The organism is Leucobacter sp. VD1, from assembly GCF_037150695.1.
Taxonomy (GTDB): Bacteria; Actinomycetota; Actinomycetes; order Actinomycetales; family Microbacteriaceae; genus Leucobacter.
Genome location: NZ_JBBCPO010000002.1, coordinates 242,746 through 263,912, shown reverse-complemented (window position 1 = coordinate 263,912; position 21,167 = coordinate 242,746). Strand labels below are relative to the sequence as shown.

Here is a 21,167-nt window from a genome sequence, read left to right as displayed (position 1 = left end):
GGTGGATCTGCAGCACCTCGTTGCCGACGGCCAGCTGCTCGTCGCATCGCTGATCGCGATCGCTGCGGGCCTGCTCTCCTTCCTGTCGCCGTGCGTGCTGCCGCTCGTGCCCGGCTACCTCGCCTATGTGGGGTCGACAGCGGGCTCGACCCCCGGTGAACCGCCCGCGCGCGGGCGCATGGTGATCGGATCGCTGCTCTTCGTGGCGGGGTTCACGGCAGTGCTCGTCGCCTTCCTTGCCGCCGCTGGCACGGTGGGCGTGTGGCTACTGGAGTGGGAGCAGTTCATCACACGCATCATGGGCGTGTTTGTGATCGTGATGGGGCTCGTGTTCATCGGGCTCTTCGGCGCGATGCAGACCACCAAGAAGTTGCGCATCAAACCGAAGTTCGGCCTGCTCGGCGCGCCGGTGCTCGGAGCGGTCTTCGCGATCGGCTGGACCCCCTGCATGGGGCCGACCCTCACCGTGATCATGGGTCTCAGCCTGCAGCAGGGCTCGGTGGGGCGATCCGTGATTCTCGCGCTCGCCTACTGCCTCGGCCTCGGCCTGCCGTTCGTCATCGCCGCTTTCGGCTTCGGATGGATGACGCAGACCATGACGTTCTTCAAACGGCACATCCGTGCCGTGAACCTGATCGGCGGCGCGCTGCTGATCCTCATCGGTCTCCTCATGGTGACCGGACTCTGGAGCCGGATGATGTACGCACTGCAGGCGGTGATCGGCGGATATGTCACGCCCCTCTGACTACGATGACGGATCGGGTGCCCGCGGGGCACTGCAGGTCGAGGCCCCTGAGATCGGCCTGAAGGGGTGGCTGCGCTGGTTCTGGCGGCAGCTCACGAGCATGCGGGTCGCCCTCATCCTGCTGCTGCTGCTCGCGGTCGCCGCGATTCCCGGCTCGCTCGTGCCGCAGCGCAGTGCCGACCCGAACGGTGTGATCCAGTACGAGCAGGATCATCCCAAGCTGTTCCCCATCCTCGATGCTTTCCCGATCCAGGCTTTCGATGTTTACGGGTCGGTGTGGTTCTCGGCGATCTACCTGCTGCTGTTCATCTCGTTGATCGGCTGCGTGCTGCCTCGCATCGTGCACCACTGGAAGGCGTGGCGGGGTCAGCCGCCGAAGACGCCCGCCCGCCTGCAGCGCATGGCCGGATACACCGAGATCCGCGTCTCCAACCCGGAGGCGAGCGAGGCGGATCGCGCGGCCTTCGCCGAGCGCGCCGTCTCTGAGGCGGCCCGCGTGCTGAAGAAGCTGCGCTACCGCGTGCAGGTGCAGCGCACTTCCCGCCGCGGAGTCGAAGAAGTATCGGTCTCGGCCGAGCGAGGCTACCTGCGCGAGACCGGCAACCTCATCTTCCATGTGTCGCTGCTCGGAGTGCTCATCAGCGTCGGTATCGGCGGCGTCTTCACCTTCAATGGCCAGAAAGTGGTGGTCGAGGGTGAAACCCTCATCAACCAGCTGATCGACTACGACAGCGCAACCTCTGGCCGATCCTTCGACAGTTCGAGCCTCGACCCGTTCAGCTTGCGTCTCAACTCGCTCGATGTCACCTACAACACCCCCGATGACGGCAACGTCGACGCGATCGGGCTGGTCAAGGACTACGTGGCGAACGTCACCCTCACCGAGGGCGAAGGTGAGGAGAGCGAGCACACGATCCGCGTCAACCACCCGCTGCGCGTGCATGGCTCGCCCATCTACCTCATCGCGAATGGGTACGCGCCGCAGATCACGATCCGCAACGCCGAGGGCACTGTCGTCTACAGCGAGGCGATGCCCTTCATCCCACAGGACAACCTCAACATGACCTCGCTCGGTGTGGTGAAGGTGCCCCACGGCATCGTCGACGCCGCCGGCGAGCAGACCCAGCTCGGCCTGCGCGGCTTCTTCTACCCCACGCAGACCGAACTCGACTCGGGGGCCTACACCTCGAACTACCCCGACCTTGAGAACCCCGTGCTCACCCTCGACGTGTTCACCGGTGACCTCGGCCTCGACAGCGGAGTGCCGCAGTCGGTGTACGTGCTCGACACCGAAGGCATGGAGCAGCTCACAGGCCGAGCCGTCGATCGCAAGTCGCTTGAGCTGCGCCCGGGCGACAGCGTCGAGCTGCCGAACGGGCTCGGCACGATCTCGCTCGATGCGGTGCCCCGCTACGCCTCGTTCGACGTGATGCAGAACCCCGCCCAGGAGTGGGTGCTGATCTTCGCCCTGCTCGCGCTCGGCGGGCTGCTGTGGTCGCTGTTCGTGCCGCGACGACGCATGTGGGTGAAGGCCGTGCCGAGCGAGGATGGCATTGTGCTGCAGTACGCGGGCCTCGCTCGCGGCGACGACCCTTCGCTGGAACGCGCAGTCGAAGAACTGAGGGAACGCCACCGAGAGGTGCTGTAGGGCTCGCACCTTTGGCGGAGGGGACTTCTTGCCCTTCTCCACACTCTGCCTTTCTCGCAACCTCCCCCTTCCTGCTGTCAGTGTGGGTGTCGAGAGGTGAAAAACGCGGGTGAACTGGGCGGGCCCGCACGCGAGAATCGCCTTTCGGTTGCAGCCGACAGGGGCAGGGGCAAACAGGCGGATCGTGAGGCAGGCGCAGCTTGCGCAGGCCAGGCGCCGGTGAGTGCAGCGCAGCTCAGGGGCGGACGCGAAAGGGCGGGGTGCGGATCGCGTGATCCGCACCCCGCCCTGCGGCGCGAGCCGTGTCTAGAAGCGCCAGACAGCGGCCTGGAAACCGGCCGGGGGTGCGGGGGTCCAGTGCTCGTTCTTGCTGACGAGGCCGGAACCGCCAGGGTTGTTGGATTCGATGATCGTGAAGGTGCCGTCGTCGTGCACCGCGGTGATTAGCACGGTGTGCACGCCCGTCACCCAAGAAGTGGGGGAGTCGATGTACTCGTACTGGACGATGTCGCCCGGGGCTGCCGTAGCCAGGGTGACGCGGGTGGCGTTGTCGTAGTTCGAGACGGGGTTGCCGCCGCCGCCCCAGTTGCCGCCGCCGGCGCGAATCCAGCGCTGGGCCGACATGATGCACTCGCCGGGAGCGCTCCAGCCGGTGGCGCGGCTCGTGCCGATCTCACTCTCGGCGAGGGCAATCGTGGCGGCCACGTCGAAGTTGTGGGGCACTGTCGCGATCTCCTCGAGTGCCACGACGGCCTCGATCGGTGCGCCTGCGAGTGCTTCGTCGGTGGTGGTGTCGAGCGTCTGGCTGAGCTGCGCGGCGGCTGGCTGCACGGCTGCGACGGAGAAGTCTTCGACGGGAGTCGTTGCGACGGCAGGTGCGGCGCCGAAAGCGAACGTGACGGATGAGACCAGGCCGACTACGAATGCCTTGGCGGAAACTCTCACGCGTGTACTCCAGGGATTGTTCAAACAAAAAGCGCCGGGCGGTGGCCCGAACGCCTCATCCAGTATGCGTTACCAATCCGTTATGTTCAAGTGCGGGGCTGAGAACGTTCCCAGTTTCACCCCCGAAGCGTCCGGTTTCGGATGCGCGGCGGGAACCCGCTAGACTGGACGACGTTGATCGTTTCGGTCGACGAGGAGGATTCGCCTAGCGGCCTATGGCGCACGCCTGGAACGCGTGTTGGGTTCACGCCCTCGGGGGTTCAAATCCCCCATCCTCCGCCAAAACCCCACTGCATCGCAGTGGGGTTTTCCAGTTCTTGAGCGATCGGCCTGTCGGAGACGGTTCGGAGCCCCCTCGGCAACACAACGGCGGGATCACCCGAGGGGTGCCCCGCCGTTGCGTTCCGAAACGAGATCGCCGATCCGCCTCCTATTTTGCGTCGCCCGCGGCCGCGGCCTTCTGCGAGAAGTAGACCGGGATGAGCGACAGCAGGATCATCACGGTGGCGACCACGTTCACCTGATTCACCTCGTTGGGGCGCGCCATCTGGTTCATGATCCACAGTGGTAGCGTCTCAACACCGGGCGGGGCAGTAAAGATCGTCACCACGATCTCGTCGAATGACAGCGCGAAGGCGAGCAGGCCACCCGCGATAAAGGCGCTGCGGAACTGCGGGAAGGTGACGAGTCGGAACGTCTGGGCGATGCCGGCGCCGAGATCCATCGACGCTTCTTCGAGGTTCGGGTTCATGCGACGCAGCCGTGCGATCACATTGTTGAAGACCATCACCACGCAGAAGGTGGCGTGCGCGATGATCATGCCCCAGTAGCCGATGTGGATGCCCATCGGCTTGAGCACCTGGTGGAACGTGTTCGAGAGCGCGACACCGGTGACAATGCCGGGCAGCGTGATCGGCAGCACGATCAGGAGGTTGACGGTCTGCTGCCCGAAGAACTTGAAGCGTTGCAGCGCGAAGGCGGCGAGCGTGCCCAGCAGCAGCGCGAAGGCCGTGGCGACGGACGCCACCACCACCGAGTTGAGCAGTGCCGCGTGCACGGCAGGGTTGGCGAGCGCCTTGCCCCACCATTCGAGCGAGAAGCCGGGGATGGGCCAGCCGGCGACCTTGCCAGCGTTGAACGAGTTCATGACGATCACGAACAGGGGAATGTACATGAAGCCCATGACGATGAGCGTGATGATCGCGAGGGCGATCTTGGTGCCGCGGTTGAGGCGAAGCATTGCGGTTCTCCTTTGATCCTTCTCGGGCGTCTACAGGTTGTTGAGGGCGCCCGTGCGGCGCACGGCGGCGAGATAGATGACGACGAGCACGATCGGCACGACCGAGAAGGCCGCTGCGAGCGGCGGGTTGAGGTTGATGTTCTGCGCGATGATGCTGCCGATCATCTGCGTCGATCCGCCCACGTACATGGCTGCGATGTAGTCGCCGAGGCTGAGCGAGAAGGTGAAGATGGAGCCTGCGATGAGCGAGGGCAGCAGCAGCGGTGCGACGATGGTGCGGATCGTGCGGAAGCCGCCAGCTCCGAGGTCGGATGAGGCGTCGAAGAGGTTGGTGGGGATCTGTGCGACTGCGGCGTAGACGGGGATCGCCATGTAGGGGAACCAGAGGTAGACGAGGGTGAGAATCACGGTGAGCACCCCGAGCCCGGGCCCCTCGATCCCGAGCGGCGACAGCGACCAATTGAAGAAGCCGTTCTCGGTCCAGACGAGGCGCATGCCGATGATCTTCACCAGGTAGCCGGCCCACAGCGGCAGCGTGACGAGCACTGCGAGCACGGCCCGCAGTCGCGGCCCCGCAACTTTCGCCATGAACACGGCGAGCGGCACTGAGAAGAGTGCGCAGATCGCGGTGACGGCGAGCGCGATGCCGAGGGTGCGCAGGGCGGTGTCGCGGAAGGCGGGCACTGTGGCGAGTTGCTGGAAGTTTTCGAGCGTGAAGCCGGGCTTGACGCGGGAGGTGAAGGGGTCGGTGGTCCAGAACGCGGTGATGAGCAGCAGCGCGAGCGACAGGATGTAGACCCCGATGAGCCAGGTCATCGGCAGGGTCAGCAGCGAGGCCAGGCGGCCTTTCGGGTGCCTGTAGAGCGCGGTCGAGATCGGCTTGGGGCGGCGTTCGAGCAGGTTCTGGGAGCTCATGGGGGTCCTCGCTGACGGTAGAGCTGGGGGCGCTGTGGTGAAACGGGGGGCGGCGGATCGCGGATCGCGGAGGGGGTCAGCCGGTCGGGCGAGGGGCGTCGCCCGACCGGCTGGGGCGGATCGTTAGGATCCGCGCGGGGCGGAGGGGGTTAGCCCTTCACCGTGGCCCAGGCGCTGGTCCAGTCCTGGTAGTTGGTGCACTGCACGTCCTTACGGCCGTCGAGGCACTGATCGATGGGGGTGGTCCAGAACCACACCTGCGAGTAGTAGTCCTCATCGGTGGCGTTGTAGTAGTCGCAGTGGGCCTTGGCCTCGTCGCTGGTGTCGCAGAATGCGCCGTTCGCGGGGGCCATGCCGAAGTTCATCGCGATCTGGCCGTTGACCTCCGGCGAGCTGGTGTAGTCCATCCAGGCGTAGCCGCAGTTGGGGTTCTTCGCGTCTGCGGCGAGCATCCAGGCGTCAGACCATCCCGTCGAGCCTTCCTCGGGCAGCACGCTCTTGAACTTCTCGTCCTGCGTAGCCTTGCGCAGCACCTCCCACGAGGTGCCGACGACGGAGTTGCCGCCGGTGAACGAGGTGACGTTCGTGGCGGGCGACCAGTATTCCGACACCATCTTGTTCTGCTGCTTGAGCAGATCGGTGGCGGCGGCGAGCTGATCTTTGTCGAGCGCGTAGGGGTTCGTGATGCCGAGATCGGGCTCGTGCTCCATGAGGTAGATCGCGGCGTCGGCGATGTAGATGGGGCTGTCGTAGGCGGCGATCTTGCCGGCGTAGGGGCTGTCGGACTCCCACACGACGTCCCAGCTGGTGGGGGCTTCGGTGACGACCTCGCTGTTGTATTCGAGGATGTTGGCGCCGCGGCCGATCGGGATGCCGTAGACGTTGCCGTTGAGGGTGTCGTAGAGCTGACCCTTCATGCCCTCGACGATGTCGTCGCCGAAGTTGGGGATGAGCTCGGTGTTGAGCGGCTGCACATTGCCGTCGACGATGAGGCGGAGGCTTGCGTCGCCGGAGGCCGAGACGAGGTCGTATTCGCCGGTGCGCATGAGCTGCACGGCTTCGTCGCTCGTTGCGAAGACCTTGCGATTGACCTTGCAGCCGGTGTCGGCGGTGAACTGGTCGGCCCAGGCCGGCTCCACGAAGCCCGACCAGGCGAGGATGTTGACTTCCTTCTCCATGTCGCCGAGCTTTTCCATCATCGGCACGTCGGGCACGTCGATCTGCAGGCCGCTGGCGGTGTCGCCGCCGGCGTCGCTGCTTGCGCAGCCTGAGAGCGCGAGGCCCACAGCAGCCAGCAGGGCTGCGGGGGCGAGCAGTTTCTTGTTCATCAGTACTCCTTTGTAGTGAGTGGTGGTGCGGGAGGTTCAAGGGTGATTGGCGGATCCGGATCGGTGTTCCGGGTCTGCGATCAGGCCGGGGCTGGAGCGGTCGCGGGGTTCGGGGCGGCAGTCGCCTCGCCGGGCACGGTGACCGCGTGATCCGCCGCGAAGCGCAGACTCACCGCGTCGCCGCGACGGATCGAGGGCTCGGTGTGGGGTGTCTGGTTGTTCTGCTTCTCGGCGATGAAGCGCGTGCCGAGCTCGGTTTCGACGAGGTAGCGGGTGTGAGCGCCGGCGTAGACTGCCTCGACGACGCTGCCGGCGAGTGCAACGGTGCCTGCTTCGGGGAGCGTCGTCGGGTCTGCCAAGTGGATGCGTTCGGGGCGCACGCTGTGCGGCAGCTCGCTGCCGAAGATCCGCTGCGCCTGCTCACCGGTGATGAGGTTGGTGATACCGAGGAAGCTTGCGACGAATTCGGTGCGGGGGAATTCGTAGACCTCGCGGGGGCTGCCGACCTGCTCGATTTTGCCGTTGTTGAACACGGCGACCCTGTCGGAGAGGGTGAGGGCTTCTTCCTGGTCGTGCGTGACGAAGACGAAGGTGATGCCGACCTCGCGCTGGATCTGCTTGAGCTCGAACTGCATCTGCTCGCGCAGCTGCTTGTCGAGGGCGCCGAGGGGTTCGTCGAGCAGTAGCACCTTGGGTCGCAGGATCAGGGCGCGGGCGAGCGCGATGCGCTGGCGCTGGCCGCCGGAGAGCTGGGAGGGGCGGCGTTCGGCTACGTGGGAGAGGCGCACCTGTTCGAGCGCTTCGCCGACGAGCTTTTCGCGATCCGCCTTCGACATACCGCGCACTTTGAGGCCGTAGGCGACGTTCTCGGCGATGGAGAGGTGGGGGAAGAGGGCGTAGTCCTGGAAGACGGTGTTGACCTCGCGGTCGAAGGGGGCTGCCCGCGTGACGTCGGTGCCGTGGAGCAGGATGCGGCCGGCGGTGGGTTCTTCGAAGCCGGCGATCATGCGGAGCACCGTGGTCTTGCCTGAGCCGGAGGGGCCGAGCATGGAGAAGAATTCGCCGGCGCGGATGTCGATGTCGAGGTCTTTGACCGCGACGAGATCGCCGAACTGCTTGTGGACGCCCTGGACTGAGACGGCGATGTCGCCGTGCTCTGCGGGGGAAGTGGTGTGTCGCATGGGGGCGATGCTCCTCAACGTCGTTGTCGAACCGGGCCCTGGTGGGCCGATGTTTAGAAAGATAACATATGGGTTTATAGGTTTGAAACCGAGTGCGATCTTGGCACGTTACGTTTTCATCACGTTGTGGCTCAGGCAATCCCCACTCGAATCGTGGGAAACTCGTCACGGATCCGCAGGAAGACCGGAGGTCGTCGGTGAACAGTTCGCTCGTGCAGTCGCCTCCGAGTCGCCTGCGCACCGCCGCCTTCGCGCCGATCGGCGAAGAGGGGCGCACCGAGCAGGTGGTATCCCGCATCGTGCAGGCCATCTCCGTCGGCGCCTTCACCGAGGGCGAGCGGCTGCCCAGCGAAACCGAGCTCTCCGGCCTGCTGGGCGTCGCCGTCGTCACCGTGCGAGAAGCCCTCGGGGCCTTGCGGCACCGCGGGCTCATCGAAACCAAGCGGGGCCGACACGGGGGCAGCTTCGTGCGGTCGAGCCACGGCGCCGTCGAAGAGGTCAACGCGCGCGCGCTCATGGAGATGCCCCGAGTGGCGCTCGCCGACCTGGGCGTGCACTACGAGGTGATCGTCGGCGCCTGCGCCGACTACGCCTGCCTGCGGGCCACCACCGACGAACTCGACGTGGTGCGTGGCATCCTCGACACCGCACGCGCACTGCCCCCCGAACTCTGGCGCCGTCGCATCACCGAGGTGCAGCTCGAACTCGCGGCGCTCAGCCAGTCGGTGCGGCTCACCAACGAGCATGTGCGGGTGCAGACCGAGTTCACCCCGCTGCTCGGACTGCAAGACGTCGACACCGCGGAGCGGCTGCACACGCACGATGCGCTCGCCGCCCAGATCGAGGCGACCCGCGCTGGCGATGCCGTGGCCGCCCGCGCCGTGGTGCGCGAGAGCGTGCGCAACTCGGTGCGCTGGCTTGTGGCCTTCCGAGCCGAACTCCTCGCCGATCCGCGAGACGAATCGTTTCGTGCCACACTTGAGTCACGCCGGAGCAACCGGTGACGGCTCGAAGGGGAGTGACTGAGGTGGGGAAGGCAGCGGATCGAGCGCTCTCCGATGGGATAGCAGCGGTCGACGAGTTCTTCGACGGTGTCTTCGCGCCGCTCGACAGTTGGGCGCCCCGTCTCGCGTCCCAGCTGCAGGAGCACCTGGGCGCCGGCCCCTTGAGCGGTCACCAGCTCGCAGCGATCGTGGAGCCCGAAGCCCACGCGATCCTCGACGTCGCCGACAGGCCGCTCTACGGCGCAGGCTATTGCGCCAGTGAGGCCGTCGTCTCCGAGGGAAATCCGCTCGCCTGGTGGCAGGGGCCGGAACGCAGCCTGCTGGCCTCGTCGACCTTCGGGCCTGGCCAGGCGGCCATCGACCTGGTGCGTCTCGAGTGGTACCGCGTGCCGCAGGCCACGGGGGAGCGGCACGTCGCCGGGCCCTTCGTCGACTATCTCTGCTCGAACGAGATCACCATCACCTCGTCGATTCCGGTGCTGCTCGACGGTCGTTTCTCGGGCGTCGTCTGCGCCGACGTGCTGGTCTCCTCGCTTGAGGGTGTGCTGTTGCCGAGCGTCGCCGAGCTGCCCGAGGCGACGCTGGTCAACACTGCAGGCCGTGTGGTGGTGTCGAGCGATCCAGGTTACGAGACCGGCGACCGCTTCGCCGGCGGCGACATCGCGTCCCTCGCGGATGCAAAGCGCGTGGCCCGATCCGCGCGCTACCCCTTCGCGCTCGTCGCCCCGCGCTAGAGCAGGTGGCCGCCGCCGGTCACCTTCATGCGGTTGACGAGGTTCTTGACGTCTTGCGCGCGGCTCTTGGTGGTGACGAGCAGCACGTCGGCGGTGTCCACCACCACCACGTCGTCAACACCGACGAGGGCGACGAGGCGTTCGCTCTCGGAGACGACGATGCCGCTCGACGCGTCCGACAGCACCTGCGCGCCGTCGCCGAGCACGGCGAGGTCGCTGCCGCGGCCACGGGTGAGGAGGTTGGCGACCGAGGCGAAGTCGCCCACGTCGTCCCAGTCGAAGTGGGCGGCGATGCAGACCATCTTGCCCGCGGCTGCGGCAGGTTCAGCCACCGTGTAGTCGATCGCGATCTTCGGCAGTGTGGGCCACAGTCGCTCCCGCACATCGGCCCCGCGCTCGGTGCCCCAGCTGGCGGCGATCTCGCGCAGCGCGCGCACAAGCTCGGGATCGGAGAGCGCCATCTGGTCGAGCAGCACGGTGGCCCGCGCGATGAACATGCCAGCGTTCCAGAGATACCCGCCGTGGGCGAGGTATTCTTCGGCCATCTCGGCGTCGGGCTTCTCGACGAACTCGGAGACGTCGTACACATCGAAGGGTGCGAGGTCGCCGCGAGCCTCACCGCAGGAGATGTAGCCGAATCCTGTCGCCGGATGCGAGGGGTGAATGCCGATCGTGGCGATGTACCCGCGATCCGCGGCCTGCACAGCTGTGGTGACGGCGCGCTGAAAGAGTACGTCGCCGCGAATCACATGGTCAGCGGCGAAAGATCCGAGGATCGCGTCCGGGTCACGCAGTTCGAGCAGCGCCGCTGCGAGCCCGATCGCGGCCGACGAATCCTTTGGCTCGCTCTCGGTGATGAGGTTCTGCGGCAGCAGCTCGGGCAGCTGCTGCATGACGGAGTCGCGGTGAGAGACGCCGGTCACCACCATCACCCGGTCTGTGGGGGCGATGGGGGCAAGGCGGTCCCAGGTGGCGCGCAGCAGTGAGTCACCGGACCCGGTGAGATCGAGCAGAAATTTCGGTGCGTTCGCGCGCGACAGGGGCCAGAGTCGGGATCCGACGCCTCCGGCGGGAATCACGCAGGTGAGTCGCTCGATGGCGGGGCGCAGGACTGTGGCGTCAGACATGGCTCCAGCCTAGGGCGTGTGCGGGGATGCGTGGGGCCGGGATCCGCATATTCATCAGATGAATAGGCGGATCCGCGCGCCCGGGCGGGCGTACGGGGGCGGGGCGGAAAGGTGTCATAATGGGGGGCGCAGCGGATTCTCGATTTGGAGAGATCATCGGGTGCGCCAGCGCCCGCGCTCGCCGAGACCGCGCCGTCAGCCGCCGAGCCTAGCTCGGCGAAGCAGGACCAAGGAGGAAGCCCGTGTCAGCCCAAACGGCAGAGGCCGCACCCGCGGCAAAGAAGAAGAGTCGCCCGGGCGGCACGCTCTACCGCGGCAACGAGGGCATGTGGTCCTGGGTGCTGCACCGCATCACCGGCGTCGCCATCTTCTTCTTCCTTCTCGTTCACGTGCTTGACACCGCCCTCGTGCGTGTCAGCCCCGAGGCGTACAACGCCGTGATGAGCGTCTACAAGACCCCCATCATGGGCCTCGGCGAGGCAGCGCTCGTGGGTGCGATCGTGTTCCACGCCTACAACGGCATCCGCATCATCCTCGTCGACTACTGGCGCAAGGGTGCCCAGTACCAGCGCGTGATGTTCTGGATCGTGATTGCCGCCTGGGCGATCACGATGGCCGGCTTCCTGCCGCGCCACCTGATGAACGTGTTCGGGCACTAGGCGAGGAGAGACAGACATGACGATGACCATCGAATCCCCCCGCTCGCAGGCACCCGCCAAGAAGCGCACCAACTGGGAGAAGTGGGGCTGGATCTACATGCGCGTTTCGGGCGTTCTGCTCGTCGTGCTCGTGTTCGGCCACCTCTTCTCGAACCTCATCGCGACGCCGGGCGGCGTGCACGCGATCGACTTCGGCTTCGTTGGCGGCAAGCTCGCCAATCCGTTCTGGCAGGTGTGGGATGTGCTGCTGCTGTGGCTCGCTCTGATCCACGGCGCCAATGGCATGCGCACCATTGTGAACGACTACGTCACCCGCCCCGGCCTTGCGAAGACCTTCAAGGTGCTGCTGTTCCTCTCGGCCGCGCTGCTGATCCTGCTCGGCACCTTTGTGGTGTTCACGCTCGATCCCTGCCCTGCGGGGGCCGATCCGGCGCTCGTGGCGTCGTTCTGCAACGCGTCGTAGCGAGCCCGGCAGCCCAGGCTTACAGATTTCGAAGAATAGGACTCACGTGACCACAGACACCCATCAGGGCGAGGAAGTCACCGTCAAGGACGGTGTCACCTATCATCAGTTCGACGTCGTGATCGTCGGCGCCGGCGGAGCGGGCATGCGTGCCGCGATCGAGGCCGGCCCCAAGGCGAAGACCGCGGTCATCACCAAGCTGTACCCCACCCGTTCGCACACCGGTGCGGCGCAGGGCGGCATGGCGGCGGCGCTCGCGAACGTCGAGGACGACAACTGGGAGTGGCACACCTTCGACACCGTCAAGGGAGGCGACTACCTCGTCGACCAGGACGCCGCTGAGATTCTTGCGAAGGAAGCCATCGACGCGGTCATCGACCTCGAGAACATGGGCCTTCCCTTCAACCGCACGCCCGAGGGCAAGATCGACCAGCGTCGCTTCGGCGGTCACACGCGCGACCACGGTAAGGCCCCCGTGCGCCGAGCCTGCTACGCGGCTGACCGCACCGGCCACATGATCCTCCAGACGCTGTTCCAGAACTGCGTCAAGCTGGGCGTCAACTTCTTCAACGAGTTCTACGTGCTCGACCTCGTCATGACGGGCGAGGGCAAGAATCGCCGCCCCGCCGGCGTCGTGGCCTACGAGCTCGCGACTGGCGATCTGCACGTCTTCCAGGCGAAGTCGATCGTCTTCGCGACCGGCGGCTTCGGCAAGATCTTCAAGACCACCTCGAACGCCCACACCCTCACCGGTGACGGCGTCGGCATCATCTGGCGCAAGGGCCTGCCGCTCGAGGACATGGAGTTCTACCAGTTCCACCCGACGGGTCTCGCCGGTCTCGGCATCCTCCTCACCGAGGGCGCCCGAGGAGAGGGTGCGATCCTGCGTAACGCGAGCGGCGAGCGCTTCATGGAGCGCTACGCCCCCACCATCAAGGACCTCGCTCCCCGCGACATCGTGGCGCGCTGCATGGTGCAGGAAGTGCTCGACGGCCGCGGTGCCGGCCCGCACAAGGATTACGTCTACCTCGACTGCACCCACCTGGGCGCCGAGGTGTTGGAGACGAAGCTCCCCGACATCACCGAGTTCGCGCGCACCTACCTGGGCGTTGACCCGGTGACCGAGCCCGTGCCCGTGTTCCCCACCGCGCACTACGCGATGGGTGGCATCCCCACGAACAACGCCGCTGAAGTGCTCATGGACAACGACACCGTCGTGCCCGGCCTCTACGCCGCCGGCGAGTGCGCCTGCGTCTCCGTGCACGGGGCGAACCGCCTCGGCACGAACTCGCTGCTCGACATCAACGTTTTCGGCAAGCGCTCCGGCAACAACGCCGCAGACTACGCGCAGACCGCGAGTTTCGTCGATCTGCCCGCCGACCCTGCGAAGGAGATCCGCGAGCTCGTCGACCGCTTCCGCACCGGCACCGGCACCGAGCGCGTCGCCGATATCCGTCGCGAGCTGCAGGAGGCGATGGACCGTGGCGCCCAGGTGTTCCGCACCGAGGAGTCGCTCACTGAAGTGCTCGGTGTGATTCACGACCTGCGCGTGCGCTACATGAACGTGGGCGTGCAGGATCGCGGTCGCCGCTACAACACCGACCTGCTCGAGGCCATCGAGCTGGGCTTCCTGCTCGACCTTGCCGAGGTGCTCGCCTACACGGCGCGCAACCGCAAGGAGAGCCGCGGCGGTCACATGCGCGACGACTACCCGAACCGCGACGACGAGAACTACATGCAGCACACCATGGCGTATCTCTCGGGCGACCCCCACTCGGCCGACCCCGACGATCACATCAGGCTCGACTGGAAGCCCGTCGTGTTCACGAAGAACGAGCAGGGTGAGTTGAACTACCCGCCCATGGAGAGGAAGTACTAGGCCATGAGCACCGCTACCGCTGAAGCGACCGCCGTCGACTCCACCCAGGCCTCGGCCTCGGGCAGCGCTCCTGACGCACCGAAGCCGTTCACCGTCACCCTGCTGGTGCGCCGCTACAACCCGGAATCGGGTCGCGACGCCTACTGGGAAGACTTCGACGTCGAGATGTACCCCACGGATCGCATCCTCGACGCCCTGCACCGGATCAAGTGGGATCAGGATGGCACGCTCGCGTTCCGTCGTTCCTGCGCCCACGGCATCTGCGGCTCGGATGCCATGCGCATCAATGGCCGCAACCGCCTCGCGTGCAAGACCCTCATCAAGGATCTCGACATCTCGAAGCCGATCTACGTCGAGGCGATCAAGGGTCTGCCCCTCGAAAAGGATCTGATCGTCGACATGGAGCCGTTCTTCGCGGCCTACCGTGCGGTCAACCCCTTCCTCATGCCTAACTCGGCGCCTGCTGAGCACGGCAAGGAACGCCTGCAGACCATCGAGGATCGTGAGCGTTTCGACGACACCACGAAGTGCATCCTGTGCGCCGCGTGCACCACGAGCTGCCCGGTGTTCTGGACCGACGGCCAGTACTTCGGCCCGGCTGCCATTGTCAACGCGCACCGCTTCATCTTCGATTCGCGCGATGACAACGCTCAGGTGCGTCTCGACGTGCTCAACGACACCGAGGGCGTGTGGCGCTGCCGCACCACCTTCAACTGCACCGACGCCTGCCCGCGCGGCATTCAGGTCACCAAGGCTATCGCCGAGGTGAAGGCTGCGATCCGCTCCGGCAAGACGAACTAGCGCCCGCGCTGAGCGCCGGGCGGCTGCAAGAGACGGTATGACGACGCCCCGCGATCCGCGTCCCTCACCGCAGGGACGGGATCGTGGGGCGTCGCGCGTTTCTGCGGCTGACCGCGGCTTGGCGGCACGTGGCATGGGCGTGTGGTCGTGGCTGCGCGTTTCTCGCCCGTTCCGCTCCTTTTTCCACTTCACCGATGTCGGTGGATCGGTGCTTGCTGCCGGGATGAGCTATCAGGCGGTGTTCGCTCTGTTCGCGGCGCTGTGGATCGGTTTCAGCGTGTTCGGCATTGTGCTGCGCGGGCGGCCGGAGTTGCTCGATTCGGTGATTGCGCAGCTCAACCTGTTCGTGCCGGGTCTTGTGGGCACGGATAACGACGGTGCGGTGTCGCTGGCGACGCTGCTGCAGGGCCGCACCCTCGACTGGAGCAGTGCGATCGCGGGTGTGGCCCTGGTGTATGTGGCGGTGGCTTGGTTCACGGGAACGCGCCGTTCGATTCGTATTATTTTCGGGCTCGAAGTGCGCCAGTACCGCAATGTGGTGCTGTTGAAGCTGCGCGATCTTGCGCTGGCGCTGGGGTTTCTGCTGGCGTTCATCGTGTCGGCGGCGCTCACGGTGCTCAGTTCGAATCTCACCGATCTGCTGCTGTCGTGGCTGGGCGGGAATGCAAACGGCTGGCTGCTCGGCGGCTTGGGCACCATTGCGCGTTACGGTGCGATGTACCTGTTCGACACGGTGGTGCTGGTGGCGATTTTCAGGCTGCTGGCGGAGGTGCGGTTGCCGCTGTGGAGCTTGTTGCGCGGTTGCGCGCTGGGCGGTGCGGCGATGTTCGGCATGAAAGTGCTGGGGGCGTCGCTGCTCGGCGGCACCCCGAACAATCCGCTGCTGGCGTCGTTCGCGGTGCTCGTGGGTTTGCTGATCTGGTTCAATGTGATCTGCCGCATTCTGCTGCTGACGGGGTGCTGGATCGCCACGGGGCAGAGTCGCGAATTGGGGAGGCCGGATCCCGCACGTTCGCGCGTGTTCGACGTGTTCTGAGGCTGTTGCGCACCGTGTAGGGATCGTGGCCTCGCCGTAGGGTGGAGGTATGGAGCATCTCCGGGATACCGAACCCTTTGACGTCGTCGATCTGATCACGCGCAAGCGTTTCGCCGGTGCGCTGACGCGTCAGGAGATCGACTGGCTTGTGGACGCGTTTACCCGCGGGGTGGTGGCGCCTGAGCAGATGAGTGCGCTGCTCATGGCGATTGTGATTCAGGGGATGGGGCGTGAGGAGATCAGAGATCTCACCGCGGCGATGATTGCGAGCGGTGAGCGCTTGCGTTTCTCGGGCCTCGGCAGGCCAGCAATCGACAAGCACTCGACTGGTGGGGTGGGCGACAAGATCACGCTGCCGCTGGTGCCGCTGTTGGCTTCGCTCGGTGTTGCGGTGCCGCAGCTGTCGGGGCGGGGTTTGGGGCATACTGGCGGCACGCTCGACAAGCTGGAGTCGATTCCCGGCTGGCGCGCTGCGTTGTCGAACACCGAGATGGAGCGCATGTTGCGTGAGGTGGGTGGGGTGATTTGCGCGGCAGGTTCAGGGTTGGCCCCTGCGGATCGCGCGATGTATGCCCTGCGAGATGTGACGGGCACGGTGGCGTCGGTGCCGCTGATCGCTTCGTCGATCATGAGCAAGAAGATCGCCGAGGGCGCTGATGGCTTGGTGCTCGACGTGAAGTTCGGTTCTGGCGCCTTTCTGCCTGCGGTTGCAGATGCGCGTAAGCTTGCGACGACGATGACGCGTTTGGGTGCCGATTCCGGGTTGCGCACAGTGGCGCTCATCACCGATATGGATGCGCCGCTGGGGCGGGCTGTTGGCAACGCGAACGAGGTGCGCGAGTCGGTTGAGGTGCTTGCAGGCGGGGGCCCCGCCGATGTGGTGGAATTGACGCTGGCGTTGGCGCGGGAGATGCTGGCGCTTGCGGGGCGTGAAGATGTGGATCCTGCTGCGGCGCTTGCCGACGGCAGGGCGATGGATGCGTGGCGTCGTCTAATCGCGGCTCAGGGCGGTGATCCTGATGCCCCGCTGCCGGTGGCGCGCGACACTGAGGTGGTGCGGGCCCCCGCTGAAGGTGTGGTGCAGCGGGTTGATGCGCGCGCTGTGGGGGTGGGTGCGTGGCGTCTGGGTGCCGGTCGGGCGCGGCCGGGTGATCCTGTGGATCATGCAGCGGGTGTGGAGGTGCTGGTGCGCCCGGGCGACAGGGTACGGGCAGGGGATCCGCTGTTCGAGGTGGCGTGCGATGTTCCTGGCCGCATGGTGCGCGGCCTTGAGTCGCTTGCTGGGGCGGTGGAACTGGGCGAGGCGGATCCGCTTCCGCGCCCGCTCATCGTCGAGCGCGTAACCGCTGACTGAGGGCGCGTACGGTGCGCCCGGTGCACCCTTGTCGGCTGCCGGTTCGGCAGCCGACAAGGTGCCCGCTCAGCTGAGCGTTGCGAAGGCCTCCGGGATGGCCGCGGCGACGTCGAGCGCGGTGATCGGACGGCCGGCGCCGTGGGCCGTGGCGTCTCCTGAGGCGATGCGGGCGGCGGTGTCGTGCAGCAGCGCCGCGGTGGCGCCGAGCGCGGCGAGCGTGGCAGGGGTTTGCTGCACCTCTTCGGCGTGTGCCGTGACGAGCGCGCCGAGTATGCCCGCGAGTACATCACCGGTGCCGGCTGTTGCGAGCCACGGGGTGGCTGGTCCTGCGCGCAGGATCTGGCCGTCGGGTGCGGCGCACACCGTCACTGCGCCCTTCAGCAGCACGGTGGCGTCGAGCTGCGTGGCGAGGCGGGCGGCGGCTCGAGCGCGTGCGAGATGTGCGTGGCTATCGGGGATGCCAGCGTCGACGCGCGCAGCCCAGTCGTGGGGCAGCTCGCCGAGGCCCGCCGCGCGCCACAGGCGCTCGAACTCGCCGCTGTGCGGGGTGAGGATCACGGGAGCTGTGCTGGTGCACGCGGCTGTCTCGCTGCTGCCGTTGGCGTCGGATACGGCGAGGTCGAGCGCACCGGCATCGATCACAAGCGGTGCGCTGCCGCGCCGCAACTGCCGCAGCGCCGCATGCTCGGCAGGAGAACGCTCAGCCGGGTCGGTGCCCGACCCCAGCAGCCAGGCATCGCACGGGCGAGATGCCGACGCGCCGAACACGGTCTCGGGGTGCACCGCGAGCACTGCAGCCGCCGGCGACGGCAGCCCGTGAGGCGACGGCGCGTGCTCGAGCGGGGGCACGTAGCGCAGCAGGCCAACCCCGGTGCGCCAGGCGGCAGAGACCCCCAGCACCGCAGCCCCGGGATAAGTCACCGAGCCCGTGCGCACCCCCAGCACCCCGCGCAGGTACTTGTCGTCGCCCGCGCCCGGACGACGCAGCCACTCGGCTGCGTGCTCCCGGGACCAGTGCGTAATCACTCCTCGTCGCCCTCCGCCAGCTGATCGAGGTAGTCGCGCACCGCGCGCTCTAGTTGGGTCAGCGAACGCTCGGCAGCGGTGCGTCTCGCCCGGGCCGGGCCCTCATCGCTGAAGGTGTCGAGATAGATCTTGAGTTTGGGCTCCGTGCCGCTCGGGCGGATCATCACGCGGGAACCGTCGGCGAGGTCGTAGCGCAGCACATCGGCGGGCACCTCGGCCAACCCGGGCACCAGCAGATCCTGCGAGGAGGTGACCTCGGCATCGCCGAAGGCGGTGGGCGGAGCCTGGCGCACCCGCGCGGCGAGTGCGGAGGCTGCGGCCATGGAGGGAAGGCGAAGTGTGATCTGACCGCTCGCGAAGTGACCGAAGCGCTCGCTCGCATCATCGAGCAGATCCCAAACCGTGCGCCCCTCGGAAGCCGCCTCGCGGGCCATCGCGATCGCATCGGCAGCCGCCGAGATCCCGTCCTTGTCGCGCACGATCTCGGGGTGGGTGAGATAGCCGAGCGCCTCTTCGAAACCGAAGATGAGCCCGGGCACCCGAGACACCCACTTGAAGCCAGACAGCGTCTCGGCGTAGTCGAGACCATACTCGGCGGCCACGGCGCGCAGCGCAGGGGAGGACACAATCGTGCAGGCCAGAGCACCCGACGACGGGGTGCCTGCGGTGGCAGCCCGCACCCGCTCGCGCTCGGCGGCGCGCCAGCCGAGCAGCAGACCGAGCTCGTTGCCGGTGAGACGGCGATACCCGGAAGCCTCATCGGGGTGCGGCAGCGCGATCGCGAGACGATCGGCATCAGGATCGTGTGCCACCACCAGTTCGGCGTCGATGCTGCGGGCGGTGCGGAAGGCGAGATCGAGCGCCCCAGGCTCCTCAGGATTGGGGAAGGCGACCGTGGGGAACGCACCATCAGGGCGATCCTGCTCGCGCACCGGCACCACCGAAGGCAGCCCCGCCGAGGCGAACACCCGCCTGGCGATATCGGAACCCACGCCGTGCATCGCCGTATATGCGATCCGCAGCCCCGTATCGGCGCCCACGGCCACACCGGGCGCTTCGGGGCGCTGCGGCAGCCCCCCGAGCAGCGCGGCCGCGGTCTCAGCAATGTAGGCGTCGGCGACGCCGCCCCCCAGCACGGTGTAATCGGTGGATCGCGGCAGTTGCGATACCGGAGTCTGCGCGACCCGTTCGATGTGTGCCGCGATCTCGGCGTCGGCAGGCGGCACGATCTGCGATCCGCCATCATCGTCGCCGAGATACACCTTGTAGCCGTTGTCGCGCGGCGGATTGTGGCTCGCGGTCACCATCACCCCAGCAGAAACTCCAAGATGCCGCACCGCGAAAGCGGTCAGCGGCGTCGGGCCGGCCTCCGGCAGCAGGAACACCCGCACCCCGGCACCGGCCATCACCTCTGCGGCGTCACGGGCGAACACCGCTGAACCCACGCGGCCGTCATAGCCGACCACGATCGACGGCGGGGTGTCAGCGCGGCCGGCAGCGGCACGCTCCAAGAGATACGCTGCGAAACCGGCGCTCGTCTGCGACACCACCGTGCGATTCATGCGACGCGGGCCTGCGCCAAGACGCCCGCGCAAACCGGCAGTGCCGAACGCGAGCCTGCCACCGAAGGCATCGCTCAGCTCAGTCGCCGCCTCCTCATCGCCGTTGAGCGTCGCCGTGATGAGGCGCCTCGTCTCCGCCTGCGTATCGGGGTCGATGTCCTGCTCGGCCCAGGCGCTCGCCTCGGTGATGCGGTCGAGCAGCACCTCCTCGAAGTGCCCGGATCCGCCATCCCCCTGCGTTGCCTCATCAGGCAGTGCCATCGCGGTTCTCCCTTCCCGCCACGAGTGTTGCGATCGTTTCAAGCTACCACTGCGGCGGCTCGGCGCGCGTTCAGCCAGGCTCAGACTGCAGGCCCGCTGCCGGGACAGCCGTTGCCTCGGAAGGTTCAAGATCACCGCAGCCGATCGCAGCCTGCACCGCAAGCCAGCACTCGGCGGTGTCCTCGATCGATGACAGATCGCGATCGATGATCTTTTCAATGCGAGAAATACGAGCGATGAGAGTCTGCCGGTGCACGAAAAGACGTTCCGCGGCACGCACCCAACTGCGGTTCTCCTCAAGAAACACGCGCAGCGTCTGCGTGAGTGAAGTGCCGCGCTGCACATCGTAGGTGCGCAGCGGGCCCAGCACCTGATTCGCGATGCGACGCAACTGCTCGGCGCTGCTCGGAAGAAACAAGGACGTGCTGTCGTGCTCGCCGAAATGCAGCACCCCACTCTCAAGATGATTGCGGATCAGCGCGCTGCGAGCCTGCTGCAACGCCGTGGGCAACTCACCGAGATCATCGAACGGCGCGCTCGCCCCCACCCGGGTGCCGGAGACCGCAACCGCATCGAGCGCCCGCTCAAGCGGCTCACCCGCCTCGGCGAAGATCACTAGCTGGTCACCCTCCGCAGCGATCAGCACCGGAAGCTGCTGCGCAGCGCAGGCCTCGCGGAGCTGCTGCACCGCCCGCCCACCGGCCCCCTGAGCGACCGCGACCAGCGATGGCTGCCGAATACCGTGCGGTTCGAGCAGACGGGCCGCAGCAGGGCCGGGGATCGCGCCGGTGCAGAGCACCGCAAGCAGCAGTGCGCCATAGCGCTGTTCAGTCTGCTGCACCAGCTTGTCACGGCCGCGCTGCACAGCCTCCGCAACCGACATCGCGAGCGTGATGTACCGCACCTCGTGCGCCGTCGACAGCACCGGAAAACCGATGTGGGCGGCATAGGCCAGCGCCGGCTCTGTGAACGAACCGCCCATCATCTGCTCATCAACGGTCACCGCCGCGATCCCCACAGCCTGCATACCGCGCAAATACGCGCACTGCTCGTCGGTCGTGCGCGGCACGCCGATGCCCGTCGTCATCACCAGTGCGCCGTCGCCCAGCCAACGCCACGGGTCTGGCTGCTCGCACACATGCGCCCAGGTGATCACCCGCTCCTCGCCGATGCCCGGCGTCAGCGACACCGTGCGAGCAGCGGGAAGGTCGAGCAGGGACCTCACAGTGAAGGTCATGACTCAAGCGTACATTCGCCGG

Annotated in this window: 19 protein-coding genes and 1 tRNA gene; 11 read left to right on the top strand and 9 right to left on the bottom strand. The window is 66.8% G+C overall.

Annotated elements, in window-relative coordinates:
• Position 1 precedes the first annotated feature (1 nt).
• A complete protein-coding gene (locus WFL22_RS06560; protein WP_336991987.1) occupies positions 2–745 on the top strand; it encodes a cytochrome c biogenesis CcdA family protein in 744 nt (247 codons plus the stop codon).
• Positions 729–2,393: a cytochrome c biogenesis protein ResB gene (gene resB, locus WFL22_RS06555; protein ID WP_336652613.1), complete on the top strand. Its 1,665-nt coding sequence runs from the start codon at positions 729–731 to the stop codon at positions 2,391–2,393. Before WFL22_RS06560 ends, resB begins: the two co-directional genes overlap by 17 nt.
• Positions 2,394–2,699: 306 nt before the next feature.
• On the opposite strand, the gene WFL22_RS06550 is transcribed toward resB, so the two are convergent.
• Positions 2,700–3,338 (bottom strand): CHAP domain-containing protein, encoded by a 639-nt coding sequence (locus tag WFL22_RS06550; RefSeq protein ID WP_336991986.1) that lies wholly within the window; start codon positions 3,336–3,338, stop codon positions 2,700–2,702.
• Between the two features lie 194 nt (positions 3,339–3,532).
• On the opposite strand from WFL22_RS06550, the gene WFL22_RS06545 reads away from it, so the two are divergent.
• A tRNA-Ser gene (locus WFL22_RS06545) sits at positions 3,533–3,620 on the top strand.
• A gap of 148 nt (positions 3,621–3,768) precedes the next feature.
• Here WFL22_RS06545 and WFL22_RS06540 read toward each other — a convergent pair.
• The 4 genes from WFL22_RS06540 to WFL22_RS06525 all read right to left on the bottom strand — a co-directional run bounded on the left by WFL22_RS06540 (position 3,769) and on the right by WFL22_RS06525 (position 8,002).
• Positions 3,769–4,578, bottom strand: coding sequence for an ABC transporter permease (locus WFL22_RS06540; protein ID WP_336652615.1), 810 nt, complete (start codon positions 4,576–4,578; stop codon positions 3,769–3,771).
• 30 nt (positions 4,579–4,608) lie between these two features.
• Entirely contained in the window at positions 4,609–5,493 is an 885-nt protein-coding gene (locus tag WFL22_RS06535) for an ABC transporter permease (protein ID WP_336991984.1), read from the bottom strand.
• Positions 5,494–5,642: 149 nt separating this feature from the next.
• A complete protein-coding gene (locus tag WFL22_RS06530) occupies positions 5,643–6,821 on the bottom strand; it encodes an extracellular solute-binding protein (RefSeq protein ID WP_336652617.1) in 1,179 nt (392 codons plus the stop codon).
• Positions 6,822–6,901: 80 nt separating this feature from the next.
• Positions 6,902–8,002, bottom strand: coding sequence for an ABC transporter ATP-binding protein (locus tag WFL22_RS06525; protein WP_336991983.1), 1,101 nt, complete (start codon positions 8,000–8,002; stop codon positions 6,902–6,904).
• Between the two features lie 197 nt (positions 8,003–8,199).
• Here WFL22_RS06525 and WFL22_RS06520 point away from each other — a divergent pair, with 197 nt between their 5' ends.
• Both WFL22_RS06520 and WFL22_RS06515 read left to right on the top strand, forming a co-directional pair.
• A complete protein-coding gene (locus WFL22_RS06520) occupies positions 8,200–9,006 on the top strand; it encodes a FadR/GntR family transcriptional regulator (RefSeq protein WP_336991981.1) in 807 nt (268 codons plus the stop codon).
• 14 nt (positions 9,007–9,020) lie between these two features.
• Entirely contained in the window at positions 9,021–9,740 is a 720-nt protein-coding gene (locus WFL22_RS06515; protein ID WP_336657458.1) for a cache domain-containing protein, read from the top strand.
• Here WFL22_RS06515 and WFL22_RS06510 read toward each other — a convergent pair.
• Positions 9,737–10,867: a mannose-1-phosphate guanylyltransferase gene (locus WFL22_RS06510; protein WP_336652621.1), complete on the bottom strand. Its 1,131-nt coding sequence runs from the start codon at positions 10,865–10,867 to the stop codon at positions 9,737–9,739. The two genes, WFL22_RS06515 and WFL22_RS06510, sit on opposite strands and share 4 nt — an antisense overlap.
• Positions 10,868–11,109: 242 nt before the next feature.
• Here WFL22_RS06510 and sdhC point away from each other — a divergent pair, with 242 nt between their 5' ends.
• From sdhC to WFL22_RS06480, 6 genes are read left to right on the top strand one after another with little or no spacing between them, the layout of a single operon-like run.
• Positions 11,110–11,526: a succinate dehydrogenase, cytochrome b556 subunit gene (gene sdhC, locus WFL22_RS06505; RefSeq protein WP_076623914.1), complete on the top strand. Its 417-nt coding sequence runs from the start codon at positions 11,110–11,112 to the stop codon at positions 11,524–11,526.
• A gap of 16 nt (positions 11,527–11,542) precedes the next feature.
• Complete coding sequence (locus tag WFL22_RS06500) at positions 11,543–11,989, top strand: succinate dehydrogenase hydrophobic membrane anchor subunit (protein WP_336652622.1); 447 nt, start codon at positions 11,543–11,545, stop codon at positions 11,987–11,989.
• A 46-nt stretch (positions 11,990–12,035) separates the two neighbouring features.
• On the top strand, positions 12,036–13,868 hold the full coding sequence (gene sdhA, locus WFL22_RS06495; RefSeq protein WP_336652623.1) for a succinate dehydrogenase flavoprotein subunit: 1,833 nt from the start codon (positions 12,036–12,038) through the stop codon (positions 13,866–13,868).
• A 3-nt stretch (positions 13,869–13,871) separates the two neighbouring features.
• Positions 13,872–14,669 (top strand): succinate dehydrogenase iron-sulfur subunit, encoded by a 798-nt coding sequence (locus WFL22_RS06490; RefSeq protein WP_336991979.1) that lies wholly within the window; start codon positions 13,872–13,874, stop codon positions 14,667–14,669.
• Between the two features lie 37 nt (positions 14,670–14,706).
• Entirely contained in the window at positions 14,707–15,705 is a 999-nt protein-coding gene (locus WFL22_RS06485; RefSeq protein ID WP_336991978.1) for a YihY/virulence factor BrkB family protein, read from the top strand.
• Positions 15,706–15,754: 49 nt separating this feature from the next.
• A complete protein-coding gene (locus tag WFL22_RS06480; protein WP_336991976.1) occupies positions 15,755–17,059 on the top strand; it encodes a thymidine phosphorylase in 1,305 nt (434 codons plus the stop codon).
• Positions 17,060–17,125: 66 nt separating this feature from the next.
• Here the strand turns inward: WFL22_RS06480 and WFL22_RS06475 are convergent, their stop codons facing one another.
• The 3 genes from WFL22_RS06475 to WFL22_RS06465 all read right to left on the bottom strand — a co-directional run bounded on the left by WFL22_RS06475 (position 17,126) and on the right by WFL22_RS06465 (position 21,145).
• A complete protein-coding gene (locus tag WFL22_RS06475) occupies positions 17,126–18,085 on the bottom strand; it encodes an ADP-dependent NAD(P)H-hydrate dehydratase (RefSeq protein WP_336991974.1) in 960 nt (319 codons plus the stop codon).
• Positions 18,082–19,908, bottom strand: a complete 1,827-nt coding sequence (locus WFL22_RS06470) for a phospho-sugar mutase (protein ID WP_336991973.1) — start codon at positions 19,906–19,908, stop codon at positions 18,082–18,084. The genes WFL22_RS06475 and WFL22_RS06470 overlap by 4 nt, the downstream gene beginning before the upstream one ends.
• 70 nt (positions 19,909–19,978) lie before the next feature.
• Positions 19,979–21,145 (bottom strand): PucR family transcriptional regulator, encoded by a 1,167-nt coding sequence (locus WFL22_RS06465; RefSeq protein ID WP_336652629.1) that lies wholly within the window; start codon positions 21,143–21,145, stop codon positions 19,979–19,981.
• Positions 21,146–21,167 lie beyond the last annotated feature (22 nt).